This window comes from Comamonas sp. B-9, assembly GCF_000410635.1.
Taxonomy (GTDB): Bacteria; Pseudomonadota; Gammaproteobacteria; order Burkholderiales; family Burkholderiaceae_C; genus Comamonas.
Window position 1 is genome coordinate 1 of the sequence record NZ_APCR01000173.1, and the last position, 21,837, is coordinate 21,837.

At 62.9% G+C, this 21,837-nt stretch carries 18 protein-coding genes; 7 read left to right on the forward strand and 11 right to left on the reverse strand.

What is annotated here, in order from left to right:
* From H928_RS25685 to H928_RS0101505, 4 genes are all read right to left on the reverse strand, one after another.
* A partial coding sequence (locus H928_RS25685) for an ABC transporter ATP-binding protein (RefSeq protein ID WP_021024898.1) occupies positions 1 to 907 on the reverse strand: 907 nt, incomplete at its 3' end.
* A 3-nt stretch (positions 908 to 910) separates the two neighbouring features.
* Entirely contained in the window at positions 911 to 1,813 is a 903-nt protein-coding gene (locus tag H928_RS0101495) for an ABC transporter permease (RefSeq protein WP_027010412.1), read from the reverse strand.
* Between the two features lie 41 nt (positions 1,814 to 1,854).
* The gene (locus H928_RS0101500; RefSeq protein ID WP_021024900.1) at positions 1,855 to 2,805 is read right to left on the reverse strand and encodes an ABC transporter permease; all 951 of its coding nucleotides are present in this window, start codon (positions 2,803 to 2,805) and stop codon (positions 1,855 to 1,857) included.
* A gap of 126 nt (positions 2,806 to 2,931) precedes the next feature.
* Entirely contained in the window at positions 2,932 to 4,602 is a 1,671-nt protein-coding gene (locus H928_RS0101505; RefSeq protein WP_021024901.1) for an ABC transporter substrate-binding protein, read from the reverse strand.
* 162 nt (positions 4,603 to 4,764) lie between these two features.
* Between H928_RS0101505 and H928_RS0101510 the strand changes: the two genes are divergently transcribed.
* Positions 4,765 to 6,018: a Zn-dependent hydrolase gene (locus H928_RS0101510; protein ID WP_027010413.1), complete on the forward strand. Its 1,254-nt coding sequence runs from the start codon at positions 4,765 to 4,767 to the stop codon at positions 6,016 to 6,018.
* Positions 6,019 to 6,080: 62 nt separating this feature from the next.
* On the opposite strand, the gene H928_RS0101515 is transcribed toward H928_RS0101510, so the two are convergent.
* The 3 genes from H928_RS0101515 to H928_RS0101525 form a co-directional block, all read right to left on the reverse strand.
* The gene (locus H928_RS0101515) at positions 6,081 to 7,013 is read right to left on the reverse strand and encodes an IclR family transcriptional regulator (RefSeq protein ID WP_021024903.1); all 933 of its coding nucleotides are present in this window, start codon (positions 7,011 to 7,013) and stop codon (positions 6,081 to 6,083) included.
* Between the two features lie 90 nt (positions 7,014 to 7,103).
* The gene (locus tag H928_RS0101520) at positions 7,104 to 8,621 is read right to left on the reverse strand and encodes a CoA-acylating methylmalonate-semialdehyde dehydrogenase (protein WP_021024904.1); all 1,518 of its coding nucleotides are present in this window, start codon (positions 8,619 to 8,621) and stop codon (positions 7,104 to 7,106) included.
* Positions 8,622 to 8,703: 82 nt separating this feature from the next.
* Positions 8,704 to 10,065 (reverse strand): aspartate aminotransferase family protein, encoded by a 1,362-nt coding sequence (locus tag H928_RS0101525; RefSeq protein WP_021024905.1) that lies wholly within the window; start codon positions 10,063 to 10,065, stop codon positions 8,704 to 8,706.
* Positions 10,066 to 10,370: 305 nt separating this feature from the next.
* Here H928_RS0101525 and H928_RS0101530 point away from each other — a divergent pair, with 305 nt between their 5' ends.
* Together H928_RS0101530 and H928_RS0101535 are read left to right on the forward strand one after the other, a co-directional pair.
* Positions 10,371 to 11,978 (forward strand): alkaline phosphatase, encoded by a 1,608-nt coding sequence (locus tag H928_RS0101530; RefSeq protein ID WP_021024906.1) that lies wholly within the window; start codon positions 10,371 to 10,373, stop codon positions 11,976 to 11,978.
* A 150-nt stretch (positions 11,979 to 12,128) separates the two neighbouring features.
* Positions 12,129 to 12,533: a VOC family protein gene (locus H928_RS0101535; RefSeq protein WP_021024907.1), complete on the forward strand. Its 405-nt coding sequence runs from the start codon at positions 12,129 to 12,131 to the stop codon at positions 12,531 to 12,533.
* Positions 12,534 to 12,551: 18 nt separating this feature from the next.
* Here H928_RS0101535 and H928_RS0101540 read toward each other — a convergent pair whose 3' ends face one another.
* From H928_RS0101540 to H928_RS0101555, 4 genes are all read right to left on the reverse strand, one after another.
* Positions 12,552 to 13,415, reverse strand: a complete 864-nt coding sequence (locus tag H928_RS0101540) for a methylglyoxal synthase (protein WP_021024908.1) — start codon at positions 13,413 to 13,415, stop codon at positions 12,552 to 12,554.
* Positions 13,416 to 13,584: 169 nt separating this feature from the next.
* On the reverse strand, positions 13,585 to 14,865 hold the full coding sequence (locus H928_RS25690) for a YeeE/YedE family protein (RefSeq protein WP_084635600.1): 1,281 nt from the start codon (positions 14,863 to 14,865) through the stop codon (positions 13,585 to 13,587).
* A 91-nt stretch (positions 14,866 to 14,956) separates the two neighbouring features.
* Entirely contained in the window at positions 14,957 to 15,913 is a 957-nt protein-coding gene (locus tag H928_RS0101550) for a sulfurtransferase (protein WP_027010415.1), read from the reverse strand.
* A 249-nt stretch (positions 15,914 to 16,162) separates the two neighbouring features.
* The gene (locus H928_RS0101555) at positions 16,163 to 16,705 is read right to left on the reverse strand and encodes a cysteine hydrolase family protein (protein WP_027010416.1); all 543 of its coding nucleotides are present in this window, start codon (positions 16,703 to 16,705) and stop codon (positions 16,163 to 16,165) included.
* A 429-nt stretch (positions 16,706 to 17,134) separates the two neighbouring features.
* On the opposite strand from H928_RS0101555, the gene H928_RS31265 reads away from it, so the two are divergent.
* The 4 genes from H928_RS31265 (at position 17,135) to H928_RS0101570 (ending at position 21,588) form a co-directional block, all read left to right on the forward strand.
* Complete coding sequence (locus H928_RS31265) at positions 17,135 to 18,214, forward strand: hypothetical protein (protein ID WP_148293000.1); 1,080 nt, start codon at positions 17,135 to 17,137, stop codon at positions 18,212 to 18,214.
* Positions 18,205 to 19,062, forward strand: coding sequence for a hypothetical protein (locus H928_RS0101560; protein WP_148293001.1), 858 nt, complete (start codon positions 18,205 to 18,207; stop codon positions 19,060 to 19,062). The genes H928_RS31265 and H928_RS0101560 overlap by 10 nt, the downstream gene beginning before the upstream one ends.
* Positions 19,063 to 19,380: 318 nt before the next feature.
* Positions 19,381 to 20,553 (forward strand): NADH:flavin oxidoreductase/NADH oxidase, encoded by a 1,173-nt coding sequence (locus H928_RS0101565; protein WP_021024913.1) that lies wholly within the window; start codon positions 19,381 to 19,383, stop codon positions 20,551 to 20,553.
* A 54-nt stretch (positions 20,554 to 20,607) separates the two neighbouring features.
* Complete coding sequence (locus H928_RS0101570) at positions 20,608 to 21,588, forward strand: LysR family transcriptional regulator (RefSeq protein WP_373604899.1); 981 nt, start codon at positions 20,608 to 20,610, stop codon at positions 21,586 to 21,588.
* The last annotated feature ends 249 nt before the right edge of the window (positions 21,589 to 21,837 follow it).

The following is a 21,837-nucleotide window of genomic DNA, read 5'->3' on the forward strand; positions in this document are numbered from 1 at the left end:
GGTGAAAGCGGCAGCCCGTGGGCGGGTTGATGGGGTTGGGCGGGTCACCGGCCAGCGGTGCCACCAGGGTGCGGTGGCTCGGGTCCATCGACGGCACCGACGACAGCAAGGCCTTGGTGTAGGGGTGGGCCGGCGCGGCAAATAGCGCATCCGAGGGGCCAATCTCGGCCACCTGGCCCAGGTACATCACCATCACCCGGTCGCTGATGTAGTGCACCACCCCCAGGTCATGGCTGATGAAGACATAGGTCAGGCCAAACTCGCGCTTCAGATCGGCCAGCAGGTTCAGCACCTGGGCCTCCACCGATTTGTCGAGCGCCGAGACGGCTTCATCCAGGATCACCATGCGCGGCTGCAAGGCCAGTGCGCGCGCAATGTTGATGCGCTGGCGCTGGCCGCCCGAGAGCTCATGCGGGTAGCGCTCGGCAAAGCGGGCCGGCGCCAGGCCCACCCGGTCCATCAGGTGGTGGGCGCGGGCGACTGATTCCTTGCGCGAGACGCCATGCACCTGCGGGCCAAAGGCGATCGAGTCCTCGATCGTCAGGCGCGGGTTGAGCGAGGCATAGCTGTCCTGGAACACCATCTGCACCTGGCGGCGAAACTCCTTGAGGCTCAGGTCGCGCGAGCCCACCGTGCGGCCGTCAAACACCAGCTCGCCGGCGGTCGGGTCCATCAGGTGCATCAACAGGCGCGCCGTGGTCGACTTGCCGCAACCGGACTCGCCCACCACGCCCAGGGTCTCGCCCTTGAGCACCTCGAAATCCACGCCATCGACCGCGCGCACCAGCTTGCCTTGCTTGAGCGGGAAATGCTTGGTCAAGCCGCGCACCGTCAGCAGCGGCTGGGCCGGGCCACCCACATCGGCGGCCAGCGCGGCGGCAGGGGCTAAAGAAGAATGCTGGAGCATGGCTTAACCCTTGTTGTCCATGGCCGAGCGCAGGCCATCGGAGAGCAGATTGAAGGAGATGGAGGTGATGAAGATCATCAGCCCCGGCAAGGCCGCCACCCAGGGCTGGGTGTAGATCGCCGTGCGCAAGGTATTGAGCATCAGGCCCCATTCGGGCTCGGGCGGCTTCACGCCAAGGCCCAGAAACGACAGGCCCGAGGCCAGGATCATCGACACCGCAATCAGGCTGGTGGCGTAGACAAAGATGGGGCCCAGCACATTGCCCAGCACATGCACCCGCACGATGGTGAAGGCGTTGGCCCCGGTGGCGCGCGCCGCCTCCACATAGTCGCGGTTGCGGGCCTGGGCCGTCACGCTCTCGGCCACCCGGGCGATCTGCGGGATAAAGACAATCGTCAGCGACACCAGCGAGTTGAAAATGCCCGCGCCCAGCGCACCCGACAGCGCAATGGCCAGCAGCACCGAGGGGAAGGCATAGAACACATCGATGGTGCGCATGATCACCGTGTTGGTGCGGCCACCGGCGTAGCCGGCCACAATGCCAATGCCCGTGCCGATCACAAAGGCCAGCAGCACCGGGGTGATGCCCATGAACAGCGACAGGCGTGCGCCCATCATCAGGCGCGAGAGCATGTCGCGGCCCAGCTCATCGCTGCCCAGCGGCAGGCCCGCGGTGCCAATGGGCTTGAGCCGCTTGAGCATGGAGGCCAGGTAGGGGTCGGACGGCGTGATCCAGGGCGCCAGCGCCGCCACCACAATCAGCAGCACAATGACGGCGGCCGCGCCCATGGCCACCGGGTCGCGCAGCAGGCGCTGCAGCACCGAGGACCAATAGCCGCGTGAGCGCTGGGCCGGCAGCGGCTGCACCTGGGCCGCTGCTGCATCGGGAAGGGAAAGACTGGTCATGGGGACGGAACCTCCAGAAATCTGCGCTCAGCGATCTGCGCTCAGCGGGCGATGCGGGGATCGAGCAGGGTCTGCACCACGTCGATGATGAGGTTGAGCAGCACAAAGAAAACGGCCAGCACCAGGATGGAGCCCTGCAGCAGCGGCAGATCGCGCTGGAAGATGGCCTGGTTGAGCAAAAAGCCGGTGCCCGGCCAGGAGAACACGGTCTCGATCAGGATGGAGCCGCCCAGCAGGTAGCCCAGCTGCAGGCCCATCACCGCCAGCGCCGTGGGCGCTGCATTTTTGAGCACATGGCGGAAGATGCCCAGATGGCCCAGGCCCTTGGCCTTGAGGCCGAGGATGAACTCCTGGTCCAGCAGCTCAGCTACCAGCGCCCGCACGGTGCGCGCAATGATGCCCATGGGGATCACCGACATCGTGATGGCCGGCAGGATCATGAACTGCACATGCGCCCAGTCCCAGGCCCAGTCGCCCGAGCCACCTGGCCCCGCGCCGGTGGCAGGCAGCCACATCAGCTGCGACGAGAAGACGATCACCATCACCATGCCCAGCCAGTAGTGCGGCACGCTGACGCCCAGCATCGACAGCATCGAGCAGCTGCGGTCCACCCAGGAGTTGCGGAAATACCCCGCCACAAAACCAAACAGGCTGCCCAGCACAAAGCCGATCAAGGTCGCCACCACGGCCAGACGCAAGGTGTTGACCACGGCCGCCATCACCTCGGTGGTCACCGGCCGGCTGGTGGCAATCGACTGGCCCAGATCGCCCTGCAGCGCGCGCCAGACCCAGCGCAGAAACTGCTCGGGCAGCGGCCGGTTAAAGCCGTAGAGCTCGCGCATCTGGGCCTGCAGCTCGGCCGATGCATCGGCGGGCAAGACCGACACCAGAGGGTCGCCGGGCGCGATATGCACCAGGGCAAAGCACAGCAGGGCCACGCCCAGCATGATGGGCAGGGTGTAGACAATGCGTCTGAACAGGTAGGCAAGCATGGCGGATCAGAGGTTCGTGGGGGAGAAGCGGACCATGCGGGGTCGCACTGGCGGTTTGGGCCATCGGCCTGCGCCCGGCATGCAGCGGTGTCTCAGCACCGGTCTGCATGCCCGGGGACGCCCGGCTTACTTCATCGTCATCGTCGCGATATCGATGAACCAGCTTTGCGGCTGCACCACATGGCCGACCTTGGCCGACATGGCGCGTGGGCCCACATCGTGTGCCACAAAGAGGAAGGGCGACTCATCGACCACCAGGGTGTGCAGCTCGGCCAGGGCCTTGTCGCGCTCCTTGGCATCAAAGGTGGTGCGGGCCTTGTCCACCACCGCATCGACCTGCTTGTTGCTGTAGAAGCCCCAGTTGTTGGACAGCGGCGGGAAGGACTTGGTGCTGACAAAGCGCACCATCGCAAAGAAGGGATCCATGGTGGCTGCCGTCACATTGGTCGCACTGGCCTTGTTGGCACCCGGGTCCTTGGCCCCCAGGCGCCAGCCGGAGAACAGCGTGTTCCACTCCACCACATCGAACTCGACATCAAAGAAGCATTCCTTGAGGTTCTGCTGGATGAACTCGTTCATCGGCAGCGGCTGCATCTGGCCCGAGCCCGAGGCCGAGGTCTGGATCTTCACCTTGATCGGCTTGCTGGCGCTGTAGCCGGCCTGGGTCATCAGCGCCTGGGCGGCCTTCACGTCGTACTTGATCTGGAAGCTGGGGCTGCCGCGCCAGGGGTGGCCGGGCTCAAAGATGCCGGTGGCAGGTTCCATCTGGCCATTCAAGAGCTGCTTCATGCTGGCGCGGTCCACACACAGATTGGCCGCATGGCGCACGCGCTTGTCCAGCCAGGGCGAGCCCTCAACAAACGAGAACTGCCATGGCCAGATGTGGGGCTGCAGGTTGGCGTACACCTTGAAGCCGCGTGCCTTGATGGCATCGAGCGCATCGGGCGCTGGCGCCTCGATCCAGTCCACCTGGCCGCTCATCAGCGCAGCAGTGCGCGAGTTGGCCTCGGGCAGCGGCAGCAGCACCACCTTGTCGATGGTCGGCGTGCGCTTGGGGTCCCAGTAGCTGGCGTTCTTCACCATCTCAAAGCGCTCGCGCGGCACCAGGCGTGCGCCCTTGAAGGGGCCGGTGCCCGAGGGGTCGGCGGCAAACGCCGTCCAGGCGGCCTTGCTGCGCTCGGCCTTGCCGCTGACGGAGGCCGGCACTGCCGCCAGCTTCTTGGCCCAGTGCGCGGGCGAGGCCATGAACAGATTGCTCAGGTTGATCGGCAAGAAGGAATCGGGCTCGGTGGTGGTCAGCTCGACCGTCAGGTCATCGATCTTCTTGGCGGACTTGAGCGTGGGCATGCGCGATGCGGTCACGCCCACCTGGGCCGGGTCAAACTGCTCGGCCTCCTTGTCCAGCACCTTGTTCACGTTCCAGACCACGGCATCGGCCGTGAAGGCGCTGCCATCGTGGAACTTGACACCGGGGCGCAGCTTGAACAGCCACTTGGTCTTGTCCTTGGCATCCACCTCCCAGGACAGCGCCAGGCCCGGCACCAGCTCGCTGGGCTTGTCGGCCTTGCTCAGGTCCCACTGGGTCAGCGCGTCATACATCGGAATGCCGGTAAAACGGTTGCCTTCAAAACCCTGGTCGGGCTGGCCCGAGGTGCGCGGGATATCGCCCGCAGTCATCGCAATGCGCAGCACCTTTTCCTGGGCCATGGCAGCACCGGCGCCCAGCACCAGGGTGACAGCCAGAGCCAGGCTTTTGAGCGCGGGACGGGAGACGGAGAAACCGGAAGACGCTTGCATCACAGGACCTTTCCAAGGAGTGGGGGATGACAAGTCCAAAGCAAGCTGCGTGCCACATCACACCTATCGATTATCGATACAAGTGTTTGATTCATCGATATTATTGGCATGCTTTATGCGAACGCTCTGCGCATTGTTCGCCTCACTTTCAGGAGTACCCGCATGACCCCAATAGACAGCCTGCGCATTGATGAAAACCGCCTCTGGCAATCGCTGATGGACCTCGCCCAGATAGGGGCCACGCCCAAGGGCGGTGTCTGCCGCATCGCCTTGACCGACGAGGACAAGGCCGGCCGTGACCAGGTCGTGCAATGGTTCCGCGACGCAGGCCTGCAGGTGCGCGTGGACGAAGTGGGCAATGTGTTTGGCCGCCGCCCCGGCACCGATCCGCAGGCACGCGCCGTGGCCACCGGCAGCCATATCGACACCCAGCCCACCGGCGGCAAGTTCGATGGCAACTACGGCGTGCTCGCCGGGCTGGAGGTGGTGCGCACGCTCAACAGCCATGGCATCCAGACCCGCGCGCCGCTGGAAGTGGCCTTCTGGATGAACGAGGAAGGCACGCGCTTCACGCCGGTGATGATGGGCTCTGGTGCATTTGCGGGAATTTTTGGTGCAGACCACATCCGCTCGCAACAAGATGGTGCAGGCATTACCGTGGGCGCTGAGCTGGCCCGCATCGGCTACCTGGGCGATGTGGCCTGCGGTGATGTGCCCGGTGGCGCGTTTGCCGCTTACTTTGAAGCGCATATCGAGCAAGGCCCTGTCCTCGAAGCCTATGACAAGCCGATTGGCATCGTCAGCGGCGCGCTGGGCCAGCAGTGGTATGACGTGACCGTCACCGGCATGGACGCCCATGCCGGCCCCACGCCGATGAACCTGCGCCATGACGCGATGCTGGCCGCTGCCCGCATGGTCGATGCCGTCAACCGCATTGCGCTGGACCAAGCACCACACGGGCGCGGCACCGTCGGCCATCTGCAGGTGCTGCCCAACTCCCGCAATGTGATCCCGGGCCAGCTCAAGTTCAGTGTCGACTTTCGCAACCTCTCGCAGACCGGCCTGGATGCGATGGACGCCGCCATGCGCGCCGAGTTTGCGCGGCTGGCCGCCCAGTGCCAATGCCAGGTGGAGATCACGCAGGTGGTGCGCTTTGCGCCCTGCATCTTCCACCCCGACTGCGTGGCCAGCGTGCGTGGCGCGGCCGACACCTTGGGCTACGACCACATGGAGGTCGTCAGCGGCGCCGGCCATGACGCCGTCTATGTGCACAGCGTGGCGCCCACCGCGATGATCTTTGTGCCCTGCAAGGATGGCATTAGCCACAACGAGATCGAGGACGCCAAATCCGAGCACCTGGCCGCTGGCTGCAATGTGCTGCTGCATGCGATGCTGGCGCATGCCGGTGTAGCCTGATACGGCGCTGAAAGGCCATCAAAGCGGTAGAAGAACGTGGAGCGCTCGGGCTCCGCGTTTTTTTAGTCAGCCGGCAATAGCTGCGACACCGCCCGCGCGCATTCAATCACCAGCGGCGCCAGCGCCTGCTGGGCATCGGCCATGTTCCAGCGGCTGGTGGGCGGTGCCAGGTGGATGGCGCCCACCACCACGCCGCGCGCATTGAACACCGGCGCGGCAATGCCCATGTCGCCCAGAAACAGCTCTTCGCAGTTGGTGGCATAGCCCGTTTGCTGGCACTGTGCCAGGCGCTCCATGACGGCATCCACCGTCGTAAGGGTGGCGCGGGTGCGCGCGGGCATCGGCGCCTGCTGCAGCAGCGCGCGCGCCTCTGGCGCAGGCAGCTGGCTCAGGTAGGCGCGCCCGCAGCTGCTGGCGTACAGCGGCACCTGGGTGCCCACCGGTGTCAGCACGGGGATGTGCTGCGTCGTCAGCACCTGGGCCAGGTAGACCATGTGCGTGCCTGCGGGCTCGGACAGGGTCGCCGTCTCACCGCTTTGCCGCGCCAGCTGCGCCAGATAGGTGTGGGCGGCGCTGATCATCGGATGCGCTTCCAGGTAGTTGAAGCCCAGCTCCACCACCCGCGGCAGCAGCACAAAGCGCCGCGTGCTCGGGTGCTTGCCGATATAGCCCAGCGCCTGCAAGGTATGCACCGAGCGCTGCGCCGAGGCCTTGGTCATGCCGGCAGCCTGCGCAATCTCGGCCAGGGTCATGCTGCGGTGCGCGGCGTTGAAGGCACACAGCACCTGCAGGCCCTTGGCCAGCGAGAGGTTGAACAGGCTGTCGGATGGGAGATCGGACGTGGGCACCGGCGTGGGATTCGGTGCGGGCACAGCCGCAGACAAAGCCGCCACCGGTGGGTGTGCCGGTGGCGTGCTGGGGGAGGTGCTGCGGGCTGCGGCTTCAGCTGAAGCGGCGGTGTCCGGCGATCGGCGGTGGGCGGTGCTGGTGCGCATGGTGCAAAGGCTGGGGGCAAAGGCCTCAGCCTTCGCAAGAAACGCACCAACTTGCAGCCTGGCCCTTCGCGGGGCGGCTGCATCCAGGTCTTAGCGGCTGCTGGGGAAGCTGAACACCGCGCCATCGCGCACACCGGCGCTGGGCCAGCGCTGGGTGATGGTCTTGCGCTTGGTGTAGAAGCGCACGGCATCGGGGCCGTAGGCGTGCAGGTCACCAAACAGGCTGCGCTTCCAGCCGCCGAACGAGTGGTAGGCGACGGGAACGGGCAGCGGCACATTGATGCCGACCATGCCCACCAGAATATGGTCGCTGAAATAGCGGGCTGCTTCGCCATCGCGGGTGAAGATGCAGGTGCCGTTGCCGTACTCGTGCGCGTTGATCAGGTCCATCGCCTCCTGCAAGGTCTTGACGCGCACAATGCCCAGCACCGGGCCAAAGATCTCCTCCTGGTAGATCTTCATGCCGGGGCGCACGTTGTCGAAGAGGCAGGGGCCCAGGAAGTAGCCTTCCTCGTGACCTGCCACCTGCAGGCTGCGCCCGTCGATCAGCAGCTTGGCGCCCTCTTGCACACCGCTGTCCACATAGGCCTTGACCTTCTCGAAATGCGGCTTGGTGATCAGCGGACCCATGTCATTGCCGTTGTCGGTGCCCGGGCCCACTTTCATCTTGGCGATCTCGGCGCTGAGGCCCGCAATCATCTGCTCGGCCACCTCGTCGCCCACGGCCACCACCAGCGGCACGGCCATGCAGCGCTCGCCGCAGCTGCCGTAAGCGGCGCCCATCATCGCGGTCACCGCGTTGCTGATGTCGGCATCGGGCATCACCACCGCATGGTTCTTGGCACCGCCCAGCGCCTGCACGCGCTTGCCGCTCTTGCAGCCTTCGCCGTAGATGTACTCGGCAATCGGGGTCGATCCGACAAAGCTCACCGCCTTGACGCGCGGGTCATGCAGCAGGGTGTCGACCGCTTCCTTGTCGCCATTGACGACGTTGAGCACGCCCGGTGGCAGGCCAGCCTCTTGCGCCAGCTGGGCAATGAAGAGCGCGCTGGTCGGGTCGCGCTCGGAGGGCTTGAGCACAAAGGTATTGCCGCAGGCCACGGCCATGGGCCACATCCACAAAGGCACCATTGCGGGGAAGTTGAAGGGCGTGATGCCCGCTGTCACACCCAGCGCCTGGAACTCGCTCCAGCTGTCGATATTGGGGCCCACATTGCGGCTGTGCTCGCCCTTGAGCAGCTCGGGCGCGTAGCTGGCGAACTCGACGTTCTCGATACCGCGTTGCAGCTCGCCATGCGCATCGGCCAGCACCTTGCCGTGCTCGGCGGTGATCATCGCGGCGATCTTGTCGGCGTTCTGCTCCAGCAGCACCTTGAGCTGGCCCATGATGCGCGCGCGCTTGAGCGGCGGCGTATTGCGCCAGGCGGGGAAGGCCTTTTCGCCAGAGGCAATCGCGGCCTCCACGGTCGCCTTGCTGGCCAGCTCCACGCTCACCGTCGATTGGCCCGTTGCCGGGTTGAACACCGGCTGCGTGCGGCCGCCATCGTGCACGATCTTGCCGTCGATCAAATGGCCTACCGTGGCCGTCACATTCTTGTCGTGGTTCATGTCAGTCTCTCTTGGATGCAATTCAAAAACAGCACCGGCGCCCTGAAACAGGGCGCCAGATACGAGGGCAGTTATAGGTGAATCAGTTGGTTTCAGCCAGTGCGTCACCCAGCGCGTTGATCAAACGGTCGATCTCGGCCTTTTCGCTGATAAAGGGCGGCGCCAGCTGGATGGTGTCGCCACCGTAGCGCACGTAGAAGCCTTTTTCCCAGCACTTCATAGCGATCTCATAAGGGCGCTTGGCCGGCTCGCCGGGCAGCGCGGCAATCGTAAAGCCAGCAGCCAGGCCGTAGTTGCGGATGTCGGCGATGTGCTTGGCGCCCTTCAAGCTGTGCACGGCGTTTTCAAAGTAAGGCGCCAGCGCCTTGACGCGGCCGGGCATGTCTTCTTTTTCCAGAATGTCCATCACCGCCACGCCAGCCGCGCAGGCCACCGGGTGGGCCGAGTAGGTGTAGCCGTGGGCAAACTCCAGCATGTACTCGGGGCCGCCTGCGGCCATGAAGGTGTCGTAGATTTCCTTGGTCACCACGCAGCCACCCAGCGGCTGGGCGCCATTGGTCACCTGCTTGGCAAAGTTCATGATGTCGGGCACCACGCCAAAGGCTTCTGCGCCCGTCCAGGCACCGCAGCGGCCAAAGCCGGTGATGACTTCATCAAAAATCAGCAGAATGCCGTTTTGCGTGCAGATCTCGCGGATGCGCTCCAGGTAGCCCTTGGGCGGGATCACCACGCCGGCCGAGCCCGAGAACGGCTCGACGATCACCGCTGCGATATTGCTCGCGTCATGCAGCGCGATCACATCGAGCAGCTTGTCGGCCAGCGCGCGGCCGCCTTCATCGGACATGCCCTTCTGGAAGGTGCCAGCTGGCGGCTGGGTATGGGGCAGGTGGTCGGCCACAATGCCCTGGCCAAACATCTTGCGGTTGCCGGCAATGCCGCCCACCGAGATGCCGCCGTAGTTCACGCCGTGGTAGCCCTTTTCGCGGCCCACCAGCACCGTCTTGCCGGCCTGGCCCTTCAAGCGCCAGTAGGCGCGCACCATCTTGAGCGAGGTGTCGGCCGCTTCCGAGCCGGAGCCGGTGAAGAACACATGGTCCAGGCCCGCTGGCGTGTGTTCCTTGATCTTGTTGGCCAGCGCAAACGAGGCCGGGTGGCCAAACTGGAAAGCCGGTGCGTAATCGAGCTGCAGCGCCGCCTTGCCAATCGCCTCGGCCACTTCCTTGCGGCCATGGCCAATGCCCGAGCACCACAGGCCCGAGAGGCCGTCAAAAATCTTGCGGCCATCGGCATCGGTGTAGTAGGCGCCCTGGCCGCTGACGATCATGCGCGGCTTGGCCTTGAAGTTGCGGTTGCCGGTAAAGGGCATCCAGTGTGCGTCCAGCCAGGCCGCATCGGTGCGCAGCTGCGTGCTGCCCGTCGTATCGTCAATCTGCACAAAGCTCATGTCTGCTCCTTGAATCCGCTAAGCGGCTACCGGTGTTGATACGCCATTGTGGGGTGCGCGGATGCTTATTCAAAGAATGAGATATCAAAGCTCACTTGCTGAATTCCGCAAGTAATACCGTCCACACAAGCCCGCAAAACGCAGCCAGCCGTGGCTGCATCTGCTGCTTTCCAGCATAGAAAATGCTACTAATACTATAGCTTTCATCGCTGAAGCAGAAAGCGTTAACACGCTGTTTCATACTTCATCCCGGTGTCACAGGCCCTGGCTATCGTGGCGTTTTTGCTGCCACCGGTACCGCCACCATGACCTCCCACGACCCTTTAGCCCGCCGCCGCTTTCTGCTCTCTTCCAGCGCCATTGCTGGCACGGGCCTGCTGCCCGGCATCCTGCGCGCGCAAATGGCCCCTGCCGCCATCACCCAGGATGCTGCGCGGCCGATGCTGCTGTCGGGCCTGCAAAGCGGTGATGTGCTGGCCCACAGCGCCATCGTCTGGGCGCGGGCCAGCCGCGAGGCGCGCATGCGCGTGGAATGGTCCACCACCAGTAGCTTTGCCCAAAGCACGCTGGTGCGCGGGCCCGATCTGCTGCCCGATAGCGATGGCACCGGCCGCGTCGATCTGCAGGGCCTGCCCGCCGGGCAGGACATCTTCTACCGCGTGCTGCTCGATGACCTGGCCAGCAGCAACACCCGCAGCCCGGCGGTGCTGGGGCATTTCCGCACCCCGCTGGCCAGCCAGGGCCCTGCCACCCGCCCCTTTCGCCTGGTGTGGAGCGGCGACACCGTGGGCCAGGGCTTTGGCATCAACGAGGGCATCGGCGGCATGCGCATCTATGACGAGATGCGCAAGGCCAACCCCGATGTGTTTCTGCACAGCGGCGACACCATCTATGCCGATGGCCCCATCGCCGAGACCGTCGCGCTGCCCGATGGCAGCACCTGGAAGAACCTGGTCACGCCCCAGGTCGCCAAGGTGGCCGAGACGCTGGACGAATACCGGGGCCGCTACCGCTACAACCTGATGGACCGCAACGTGCGCGCGCTGGGCAGCGAGGTGGCGCAGATCTGGCAGTGGGACGACCATGAGGTCACCAACAACTACTCGGACAGCAAGAGCGTAGCCAACGACAAGCGCTATTCCGAAAAGAATGTGCAGCTGCTCACCGCCCGGGGCCGCCGCGCCTTTATGGAATACGCGCCCATGCGCCCCTTTGGTGCGGCCGAGCAGCAGCGCGTCTACCGCCACCTGCCGCAAGGCCCGCTGGCCGATATCTTTGTGCTGGACATGCGCAGCTACCGTGGCCCCAACAGCCACAACCTGCAGGCCGCCGAAGGCGCCGAAACCGACTTTCTGGGCCGCCCCCAGCTCGACTGGCTGCTGGCGGGCCTCAAGGCCAGCACCGCCACCTGGAAGCTGATTGCCGCCGACATGCCCATCGGCCTGTTTGTGCCCGACGGCAAGGACGCCGAAGGCCGCGACCAGTGGGAGGCCATTGCCAATGGCGAGCATGGCGTGCCCAAGGGGCGCGAGCTGGAGATGGCACGCCTGTTGAAGGGCATCAAGGACGCGGGCATCCACAACGTGGTCTGGCTCACCGCCGATGTGCACTACACCGCCGCCCACCACTACAGCCCCGAGCGCGCGCAGTTCAAGGATTTCGCGCCGTTCTGGGAATTTGTCTCCGGCCCGCTCAATGCCGGCGGCTTTGGGCCCAATGAGGCCGACCAGACCTTTGGCCTCGATGTTGTCTTTCACAAGGCGCCGCCCAAGGCCAACTCCGCCCCCAGCGAGGGCTACCAGTTCTTTGGCCAGCTCGATATTGACCACCAAAGCCGGGCGCTGACCGTGGTGCTCAAGGACCTGAACGGCGCCGCGCTCTACACCAAGACACTGGCGCCGCAGCAGGCCTGAGCAGCGGGCCACGCGCCATAACGGCCAGCCGCAGACGCCATGGGGCGCTGCGGCTTTTTGGCATGGGGCAGCGGTTGCAACGCGCAGCACAGAGCACCGCCCAGCTTGGGCGCATACTGCGCCCTGAAATCCACCTTTGGAGCAATCCCCATGCCTACCACCACCGCTCTGGTCGATGCCCTGGACCACCTGGTGCTCACCGTGCACAGCATCCCGCGCAGCATTGCCTTTTACGAGCGGGTGCTGGGCATGGAAGCCAAGGAGTTCAAGCCTGGCCGCCACGCGCTGCACTTTGGCCGGCAAAAGATCAACCTGCACGAGGTCGGCCATGTCGTCGACCCGAACGTGAAACATGCGACCCCTGGCTCTACCGATATCTGCTTTCTGACCCGCATGCCCTTGGCTGAGGTCATCGCCCACCTGCAGCGCGAGCAGGTCGCCATCGTGCAAGGCCCGGTGCGGGCGACGGGTGCGCAGGCCACGCTGCAGTCGGTGTATTTCTACGATCCGGATGAGAACCTGATCGAGGTGGCCAACGAGGTGCCGGCAGGCTGATTTCTGACGAGGTAGGGCTTAGCGTTTGACCGCCGCATCGCACCAGCGCTGGGCCACCGCTGGCGAGGTCATGCACACCACCTCCTGGGTCACGGTCGTCACCGCCCGCTCCAGCAGCTGGATATCGGCCTCATGCTGGCGGGCCACATGCGGGTCTTCAAAGAAGATCGCGCGCTGGCAGCGGCGCTCCAGCACCAGGTCGGCAATTTGTGCGTCACCCCCCAGCGGGCCGCTGTTGAAGCGGTCCACCCAGGGCTTGTCAACCGGCCAGCCCTTGCTCCAGGCCAGCTCGTTGAGCTTTTGGCCGGTGGTGCCGGTGCCCACGCGGCGGCGGTAGCGCGAGAGCAGCGCAAAATTGCGCTCGCAAAACTCCAGCATCGCCGGCTTCATCGCATCATGGGCAATCAGCGCCAGGGTCTGGTTGCCATAGTCGTGCAGGCGGTCGGCATGGCGGTCGGGCGCCAGACCGGCGTGGATGCGTTCCATCTCCACCCAGTCGCGCGCGCTGGCTGCCGTCGAGATAAAGGGTTTGCCATGGATCACGCACTGGCGCTTCAAGGCCAGCGCCTCGGGGAAGATCGACGAGGGGTCCACCGGGTCGATCAGGTAGATCGCGCCATCGAGCACGCGGTTGTCGCCGGGCATGCCTACGACCTCGGCCACCAGCTTCATCAACCCGCCTTCGCGGCCATAGGGGTAGCGCACCATGCCCTTGTAGCCTTTGAGCATTTCTGCCGCTGCAATCGCGTCATAGGTGCGGCCCACCGCATGGAACCCGATGTTCAGCTCCCGGATCCCCTGCTCGCAGGCGCGCAAAAAGCTGAACAGTGCAGCATCCTCGTTCTGGTGGTGCAAACGGTTGGCGGCAAGGCCTAAAAGCATGGTCGATCCCGTGGGTGTGGCAAGCGACTGGAAATATAGCGCCAAAACCACAGCTCGGGTGTGACAGCCGACTGGCGCAGGGGCTCAATGCACTACCAAATCCATAGCATCAAGCCACCAGATCACAGCCAAGCAACTGCCGTTAACCCGGCATGCGCACCCTGCCCCATCAAGCCCGGCTCGCCCACCAGGTCTGCAGCCGAAACCCCAGCCACAGCACCAGCAGCATGGCCGCACCAAACACCCAGCCGCTCAGCGCCCCCGCCATGCCGCCGGACAACAAGGTGCCCACGGTGCAGCCAATACCGGTCATGGCGCCCCAGCCCAGCAGCACCCCGCCGAGCAATCCCCGGCCCGCATCACGCCCGGTAGGCAGGCGCGGGCGGAACTGGCCACTGGCAAACGCGGCGATAAACGCGCCGGCCAGCAAGCCCAGCAGCACCAGCGCATTGGGCGTGGCCCAGGTGGCTGCCGGCAAGGTGGCGCAGCCGGCAAAGCCATCCAGGCCATTGAGCCGCTCAGGCACCCAGCCCTGGCCTTGCAACGCGCCGCGCACCTGGCTGCCGAGCAAGGCCGTCACGCCTAAAGGCCGCATGCGCACAATGGCGGCGGTGGCAATCAGCCCCACCAGCAGGCCGCCCAAGGCATAGTTCCAGCGCCCTTGCCACAGGCTGCGCCATAGCGCGGGCAAGCTGTGCGGGGCGGCCGTTGCGGGTACTGCAGGCAGCGGCAGGCTGCGCTGGCGCTGCTGCACATGGCGCTGCCACACCCAGGCAGCCCAGGCCGCCAGCACGCCCAGCTGCAGCAGCAGCGCGCCGCCATAGCCCAGGTGCTGCGGCAGCCAGACGACGGGCGCATCGGCCACCGCCAGGCTGTAGAGCGGGTTCCAGGTCTGAAAGCCCAACGCAAAGCCCAGCGCCGTGCCCAGCAGCGCAAACGGCGATGCGGCCGATCCCTCCGCCAGCCGGTACCAGTGCGCGCTGATGCAGGAGCCCGACACCAGCATGCCCGCGCCAAACGCCAGGCCCGCCAGCACCAGCACCCAGCTCACCGGGCCAATGTGCATATCCGGCGGCAACTGCCCCGCCTGCGGGTTGGGCACCCAGCTGCTTTGCACAACCGTCATGCCCACAAGCCCCACGGCCAGCGCCAGGATGATCGCCAAAATCCCGCGCGGGTCATCGCGCTGCAGCCAATCGCGCGCATGGCAATAAAAACAAAAGCGCGACCGCTGCAGCACCACGCCCAGCGCCAGCCCAATCGCCAGCGCAAACACCAGGGTGCGCCCGCCATCGCGCTGCAGCAAGGCCTGCTGCAAGAGCCATAGCGCCAGCAGCAGCACCACGGCTGCCACCGGCTGCCAATAAGCGCTCGCAGCGCTGGCAGCCCCGGCCGCGCGCTGCCCGGCAGCAGTGCCCGCAACTCCCAAACTCCCACTGGAATCAGTCATGGCATTACATCCAAAAAAATGCCCGCGCAAGGCGGGCAGTGAACACAGGACCGAGCCCATGCGGAGACATTCAATACACCAAAGAATCGGCTTACTTGGCTGCCCAGATCGTGCCGGCCGGGTTGTTGATCGGCACACCGACGCTGTTGCCGTATTCGGTCCAGGAGCCGTCATAGTTCTTCACCTGGTAGCCCAGGATCTTGCTCAGCGCAAACCAGGTGTGGCTGCTGCGCTCGCCAATGCGGCAGTAGGTGATGATGGGCTTGCTGCCGTCGATGCCGGCATCGGCATAGAGCTTTTGCAGATCGGCCCGCGATTTGAAGGTGCCGTCCTCATTGACCGCCTTGCCCCAGGGCACATTCACTGCGCCAGGGATATGGCCCGCGCGGATCGACAGCTCGGGCACGCCGGCAGGTGCAAACACCTTGCCCTGGTATTCGTCAGCCGAGCGGATATCCACCAGCTGCGTGGCGCCCTTGCCTTCCACCGCCGCCAGCGCATCGCCCAGGCGGGCGCGCAAATCGGTGTTGACCTGGCCCACACGGTAGGTGGTGGCGGCGTAGTCCGGTGCGCGGTTGTTCAGCGCACGGTTCTCGGCCTCCCACTTCTTGCGGCCGCCATCGAGCAGCTTCACGTTCTTGACGCCATACACATCAAACACCCAGGCGCCCCAGGCCGCAAACCAGTTGTTAGTGTCGCCGTAAAGCACCACGGTGGTGTTGTCGCTCACCCCTCCCTTGGACAGCAATTGCTCAAACGCCTCCTTGCTGACAATGTCGCGGCGCACCTTGTCATTCAGATCGTTGTGCCAGGAGAAGTTGACCGCCCCCGGAATATGCGCCCGCTCATACAGCCCCGGGTTCACGCTGACCTCGATCACCCGCACATCGGGCCGCTGCAGGTTGGCCGCCAGCCATTCGGTGCTGACCAGCGCGCCCGCAGGCACCGCCTGCGGCGTGTTGGCAAAGGCAGGGCTCGCGCCCCAAACGGTTGCCGCGATGGTGCCGGCAATCAAAACGCGCCAATGCGCTGCTGTGCGGATAGTCATGCTGTGTCGTCCTTCAGTAGATGGGAGAAAAGGCTGCCATCACGGCAGGGCCTGCTTGCACTGTGCCGGTTGCAAGCAGCTACTCCAACTGAGGAATGCGCAGATGCATATGTGATCTGCGCGCTTGACAGGGGCCAAGCATGAACGAAAAGGGTGCAGCGCCAGCGTGCACTGCGCTGGGCCGCTTCCACTTTGGGAGCTAGAACGCCTTCCTAGCGCCTTGGGCTAACCCCAGCCAAGCCGGGTTTCTCAAGCCTGGCTGACCGAGTCCGCCCACTGCTGCGCCGTCTGCAACCGCGCACGCGGGCCAAAGCTGCTGGTGCTGCTGAGGGTGATGTTGTGGTGCGCAATCACCTGCTGCGGCGTGACAGCGGCATTGCCGCAAGTGGTGTGGGCATCCTCTAGCAGAACAACAGGGTAGCCATGGCGCAGCGCGGCGCGCGTGGTCACATCCACGCAGTACTCCGTGTGCATACCGCCAATCACCAGCTCCTGCACGCCCAGGTTTTGCAGCATGGGCAGCAGGTCCGTTTTCCAGAACGCATCGCCGGTGGTCTTGTCCAGGGTCAGGTCAGCGCGGTCCACCTGCAGGCCATCAGCCAGTTGCCATCCGGGCGTTCCCGCTTCCAGGCCAGGCTCGGCGTGGCGCACCCAGATGATGGGGGTGTTGGCCTGCCGTGCGGCGGCGGTGACCTGGTTGATGCGGGCGATCAGGGTGGGGCAATCCCAGGCGGCGTTTGGGCCGGTGCAGAGGGATTGCTGGATGTCGATGAGGAGGAGGGCGGTAGGCATGGTTTTTTGATAGGCCAGCGTCAAAGGCTTTATTGAGGTCAACTAAGGATGATTGCCATACTTTAGTATACGTCTAGCTGCCTTATAGATATTCAACTGATACTAAGTTATAGCTTTTATTACCAAGGCATAGGAATAACAGCTGCATCCCTTCTAATAAAATGGTTATAGCTATCTCGAAATTGCGACCTATCTACAACAAATTGCGCACAAGCTTATAAAGCACTCCGATAGCCTCATTTATATATGCTCGGACACACTGAGATATTGATATCGGAAAAAAATGGACGCCTCAACACGCAGTAAATTTAAACCTCATTCGACACAGAGTGTAACTGATGCGAAGTGTCTTCCATTTTTATAAAAGAAGATTCATAGAAAAAACATTCGCCGAAGCTACAGTTGTTTGCATAGCTCAAGCAAACAACTATGAAAAAACTTCACTTCGCACTATGCGCATCCGCTCTCCTATTAACCTGTCAGTTGACCTTTGCAAAAGGTTGGGTTGATATTGCTCAACACAATAGATTCGCAGGATGGGCTTGTAGGCCAGGGTCGGCGCAGATCGTTGATGTGCATATATATGCCAACGGAAGAATAATTGGTGCAGGAAAGTCCGGCAACCATAGAGAAGAAGCGGTAAAGAATGCCTGCGGGAGCACTTCTCATTTTCATGGATTCGATGTTTCAGTCGCGACGCCCCCGGACATGATGGATGGAACGATGAAGGACGTCATGATCTATGCAATCTACAATGATGGATCGCATGAAAAAATAGATAACACACCTATCAAAGTTCAATTCCCTTACGGAGGCAATAGCACACCACCGCCTGCCAACTTTGGGGATGTGGTGGGACGAGATTTGGATGCCACGGGCCTAGGGTATGTTGGGCACATTGGCGTCTGGGACGGTGAAATGGTAGTTGAAGCCATCGGTTTTAAAGATTCCCGCAATACCATTAAGCGAACGCCATGGAGTGCTTACAATAGCAACCCCACTAAATGGCAAACCATATCTCCTGTCACCATCAATGTAAGACATAAGTATTGCCATGCCAAAGAGTGTTCTTTGACCGAATTGGACAACGGCGATTTGGTGTCAATGACTGGGTCTACCCATGGGGTAAGAGAAATGGCAGCCAAGTCTGCTTACATAAAATTCCTCATTGGTGCGGAGTACACTGCAACAGCGCAATCCTCAGCAGCCAGGCAAGGTTTTCGATTTTATTCAAAAAGACACTGCTCCCCCTTTGTTTCAAGCTGCCAGCCACGCCAAACTAAAATAAAGCCTACCCGAGGAATTTATCGATGCGATACATTCGTCTTAGATGCTTGGGGTGGAACATCCGCGCTTCACTCAAACCCTCTGTCTGGTGTAAAAGCTGCACCATTTGAAAACAGAAACAATCTTGACAAATGGTACAGGCACATTGGTTCGCTCACTGCTTGGCACCGACTTCAAACACCCAAGAGCGTATATGACAACATGCAAAGGGCATGGTGGTAATTGTGAATAATTATAGAAAATCAGCGATTGCGATTTCCTTAGTCGCAGGATTACTTATTTTGGGAAGCATGGGTGTTTTTTTCACCAATAACTCCTTCCACGACGAGCTACCCTCTGGGAATGTAGTGGCATCCAAAGATGCCAGCAGTCTAGCGGATATTCAGCTTACTCAACCAGGGGCTGATACTTCGTTGCAAAAGGCCGGTGCCTCTGCTGAGCCTGACCCCCAGGTTGTTCGACAGCTAAAACGCAACAGGCTTTTTGACTATTCGAGATCTGGCAACTTCGAAGACACCTATCAGGTTTTAAAGACTGCATTAATCGATGGATTGATAAGCGAAGATGAATACTATGGCGAACTCGCACACATGTTTCATCTCCCTGTCTCGCAGGCGCACAGGATCATTTCAGAGATCATCGGATCCGGCAATGGCTATGGATTCGAGGTTTTGGTAGCAAGCCTTGAGGAAAATTATGAAGTAGCCAAATTCATGACTGCCAATGAACGGCAAGACGTTCTCAAACTGTTGAACAAAAACAAGCCTGAGATGGTCAGCGACATGAGTCTCTTGGGTGTTGGCAGCGTTTCAAAATATACCAGTTGGGTGGGTTCACTCAGGGCCTTTTCTAACGAAGAAAATTTCGTCAAAAATCTCAATGATCTTATTGAAAATAGAATATCAGATCCACGAGAAGCATTTGGCCTTTATGACATCCTTATAAAAAAACAATATTCTGAAAAAATCAGCAACTCGGCATTCAAAAAATATAACTTTCTCATAGCCACTTACAAGGAAAGCTATCCAGAAAACAGGATGGCTGAGTTGGTGTCGTCGGGTAATTGGTGATTTTTCTCCTACGTGTGGATGGGCAAGCGCCCAATAGCGGAGGACAGTAGGACGCTTGCTATCCACTGCGGAGCCTGCCTGTTTGGCTTCAGAAAGCCCGCCAATGCAGAACCGGCGTCCCAAACCGGGCTCCCTCCCGCATTGCCCTCCTGCCGATGCCCCCAACAGGTCAACCCTCCACTATCCCCCACCGCACCCAGGTTTGAATATGGGACTACGCTGTACCCCGTTCCTGCAACCTGTCGATGCAGCCGCGCTGCGCATGCTCTGCCGCTGCGCGCATCACTTGCGGCGCATTGACCCAACAGACACCCACCCATGCAAAGAACTACCGACCCTTCGCTGACCACGCCAACCCCCGCCAGCAACCCCGCCCCCTCGCAGCTGTTCCAGCCCCTCACCCTGTCCCAGCTCACCCTCCCCAACCGCATCGTCATCGCCCCCATGTGCCAGTACTCGGCGCAAGAGGGCAATGCCAATGACTGGCATCTGATGCACTACGGCAGCCTCGCGGTATCGGGCGCGGGCATGCTGGTGCTGGAGGCCACGGCGGTATCGGCGGTGGGGCGCATTACCGATGCGGATCTGGGCATTTACTCGGACGACAACCAACAGGCGCTGGGGCGGCTGATGGGGTCGCTGCGCAAGCTCTCGGCCATTCCTGTCGCTATCCAGCTGGCCCATGCGGGCCGCAAGGCATCCAGCCACCTGCCTTGGGAAGGCGCTGCGCAGATTGCGCCTGATGCGCCCCGGGGCTGGGTGGCGCAGGCACCTTCGGCGATTGCCCATGCGGCGGGCGAGGTGCCGCCGGCCGAGATGAGCCCTGCCGAGCTGGCAGAGGTGAAGGACGCGTTTGTGGCAGCGGCCAAGGCGGCCGATGCGCTGGGCATTGATGGCATCGAGATCCACATGGCCCATGGCTATTTGCTGCACGAGTTCCTCTCGCCCCTATCCAACACCCGCAGCGACGCCTACGGCGGCAGCCTGGAGAACCGCCTGCGCTACCCGCTGGAGCTGTTTGCCGCCGTGCGCGCGGCCGTGCCTGCAGCCAAGCCGGTGTGGGTGCGTATCTCCGCTTCGGATTGGGCGCCGGGTGGCTGGGATATCGATGGCTCGATCGCGCTGGCCCAGGGGCTGAAGGCGCTGGGTTGCAGCGCTATCCATGTGTCCTCGGGCGGGCTGTCGACCGCCCAGCAGATCCCCGTGCAGCCGGGCTACCAGGTGGGCTTTGCCGAGGCCATCAAACAGGCCACGGGCCTGACCACCATTGCCGTCGGTCTGGTGACCGAGCCTGCGCAGGCCGAGCACATTGTGGCCTCGGGCCAGGCCGATGCCGTCGCCATTGGCCGCGCTGCCTTGTACGACCCGCGCTGGCCCTGGCATGCGGCCGCCAGCCTGGGTGCGCAGGTGGATGCACCACGCCAGTACTGGCGCAGCCAGCCGCGTGAGTTCAGCAAGCTCTTCCGTGGCGCAGCGGTAGGCGTGCGCTAAACACGTTCTGTAAACACCGAGGGCGGCGGCCGCCAAAGCCGCTAAGCTATGCGGATGCCTGCCCGCCCTCCCGTGTTTGCCTCCCCGCCCCACCCACCTGCCGCTGCCCGCCGTGCCCGCGCGGTGCTGGGCCAGCTCAGCGATATGGATTTGCGGCTGCTGCAGGTCTTCAAGAGCGTGGTGGAGTGCGGGGGCATGTCGGCGGCCGAGCTGGAGCTCAACATCGGCACATCGACCTTGAGCCGCCACATGAAGGACCTGGAGACCCGCCTGGGCATGGTGCTGTGCCGGCGCGGGCGCGCGGGCTTTGCGCTGACGCCGGAGGGCCACCAGGTCTACGAGGCCACCTTGCAGTTGCTGGGCGGCGTCGATCTGTTCCGCAGCCGCATTGACGATATCCACGCCCGCATGGGCGGCAATCTGGAGATCGCCATCTTCGACAAGACGGTGAGCAACCCGCAGGCCCAGATCCACCGCGCGATTGCGCAGTTCCACGGCCAGGCGCCGGATGTGAACCTGCAGCTGCATGTCAGCTCGATCAACGCGATCGAGCGCGGCCTGATGGATGGGCGCTTTCATGTGGGCATCATCCCGGCGCACCGCAGCTCGGCCAGCCTGGTCTACCGCGATCTGTTTGCCGAGAACATGCAGCTGTACTGCGCCGCCGGCCATGACCTGTGGGAGCAGCCGCATGAAGACCTGGACTGGGAGCAGCTGCGCAGCTACCCCTTTGCCGGCCTGGGCTACCACTCGCCCAATATGGAGCTGAGCCACAGCGTGCGGCTGCCGCGTGCGGCCACCGGGTTTGACCAGGAGTCGATTGCCACCTTGATTTTGTCCGGGTGTTTTTTGGGCTTTCTGCCGGACCACTATGCGGCCAGTTTTGAAAACCAAGGTTTGATGCGGGCTGTGCGGCCAGAACGCTTCCAATACCGCTGCCAATTCGTGGCCATGTGGCGCTTATCGCCCGCGCCGAGCCGTGTGGCGCAGGCCTTCATCGACTGCCTCCTCAACGCCCACACAGCACTTGACTAAGTTGCTATGAAATTAACTTATCCACAGAAACCGGCTTCCCGGTGTGCATTTCTTCTCTAGAGGGAGATTGCAGGGAGTTTCTCGCGCAACGACGGCAACATTGCACAAAATTATCCACAGGTGCCAAGTCGGAGAATCCTGACAAGTGCGGCGATCCGACCGGCCGATGTAGCGGGCCTGGACAACGCACCCGCGCGATGCGCCCGCCACCGCGCCTGCGCGACTGCCCCCGCCGCACCACGGGCATGC

Bases quoted from the DNA above. Each gene is read 5' to 3' on its own strand.
- H928_RS0101560 (WP_148293001.1), top strand. From the start codon at position 18,205: ATGGTGGTAATTGTGAATAATTATAGAAAATCAGCGATTGCGATTTCC.
- H928_RS0101570 (WP_373604899.1), top strand. From the start codon at position 20,608: ATGCCTGCCCGCCCTCCCGTGTTTGCCTCCCCGCCCCACCCACCTGCC.
- H928_RS0101495 (WP_027010412.1), bottom strand. From the start codon at position 1,813: ATGACCAGTCTTTCCCTTCCCGATGCAGCAGCGGCCCAGGTGCAGCCG.
- H928_RS0101555 (WP_027010416.1), bottom strand. From the start codon at position 16,705: ATGCCTACCGCCCTCCTCCTCATCGACATCCAGCAATCCCTCTGCACC.
- H928_RS0101530 (WP_021024906.1), top strand. From the start codon at position 10,371: ATGACCTCCCACGACCCTTTAGCCCGCCGCCGCTTTCTGCTCTCTTCC.
- H928_RS0101550 (WP_027010415.1), bottom strand. From the start codon at position 15,913: ATGACTATCCGCACAGCAGCGCATTGGCGCGTTTTGATTGCCGGCACC.
- H928_RS0101510 (WP_027010413.1), top strand. From the start codon at position 4,765: ATGACCCCAATAGACAGCCTGCGCATTGATGAAAACCGCCTCTGGCAA.
- H928_RS31265 (WP_148293000.1), top strand. From the start codon at position 17,135: ATGAAAAAACTTCACTTCGCACTATGCGCATCCGCTCTCCTATTAACC.
- H928_RS25690 (WP_084635600.1), bottom strand. From the start codon at position 14,865: ATGACTGATTCCAGTGGGAGTTTGGGAGTTGCGGGCACTGCTGCCGGG.
- H928_RS0101525 (WP_021024905.1), bottom strand. From the start codon at position 10,065: ATGAGCTTTGTGCAGATTGACGATACGACGGGCAGCACGCAGCTGCGC.
- H928_RS0101500 (WP_021024900.1), bottom strand. From the start codon at position 2,805: ATGCTTGCCTACCTGTTCAGACGCATTGTCTACACCCTGCCCATCATG.
- H928_RS0101535 (WP_021024907.1), top strand. From the start codon at position 12,129: ATGCCTACCACCACCGCTCTGGTCGATGCCCTGGACCACCTGGTGCTC.
- H928_RS0101540 (WP_021024908.1), bottom strand. From the start codon at position 13,415: ATGCTTTTAGGCCTTGCCGCCAACCGTTTGCACCACCAGAACGAGGAT.
- H928_RS0101520 (WP_021024904.1), bottom strand. From the start codon at position 8,621: ATGAACCACGACAAGAATGTGACGGCCACGGTAGGCCATTTGATCGAC.
- H928_RS0101505 (WP_021024901.1), bottom strand. From the start codon at position 4,602: ATGCAAGCGTCTTCCGGTTTCTCCGTCTCCCGTCCCGCGCTCAAAAGC.
- H928_RS0101565 (WP_021024913.1), top strand. From the start codon at position 19,381: ATGCAAAGAACTACCGACCCTTCGCTGACCACGCCAACCCCCGCCAGC.
- H928_RS0101515 (WP_021024903.1), bottom strand. From the start codon at position 7,013: ATGCGCACCAGCACCGCCCACCGCCGATCGCCGGACACCGCCGCTTCA.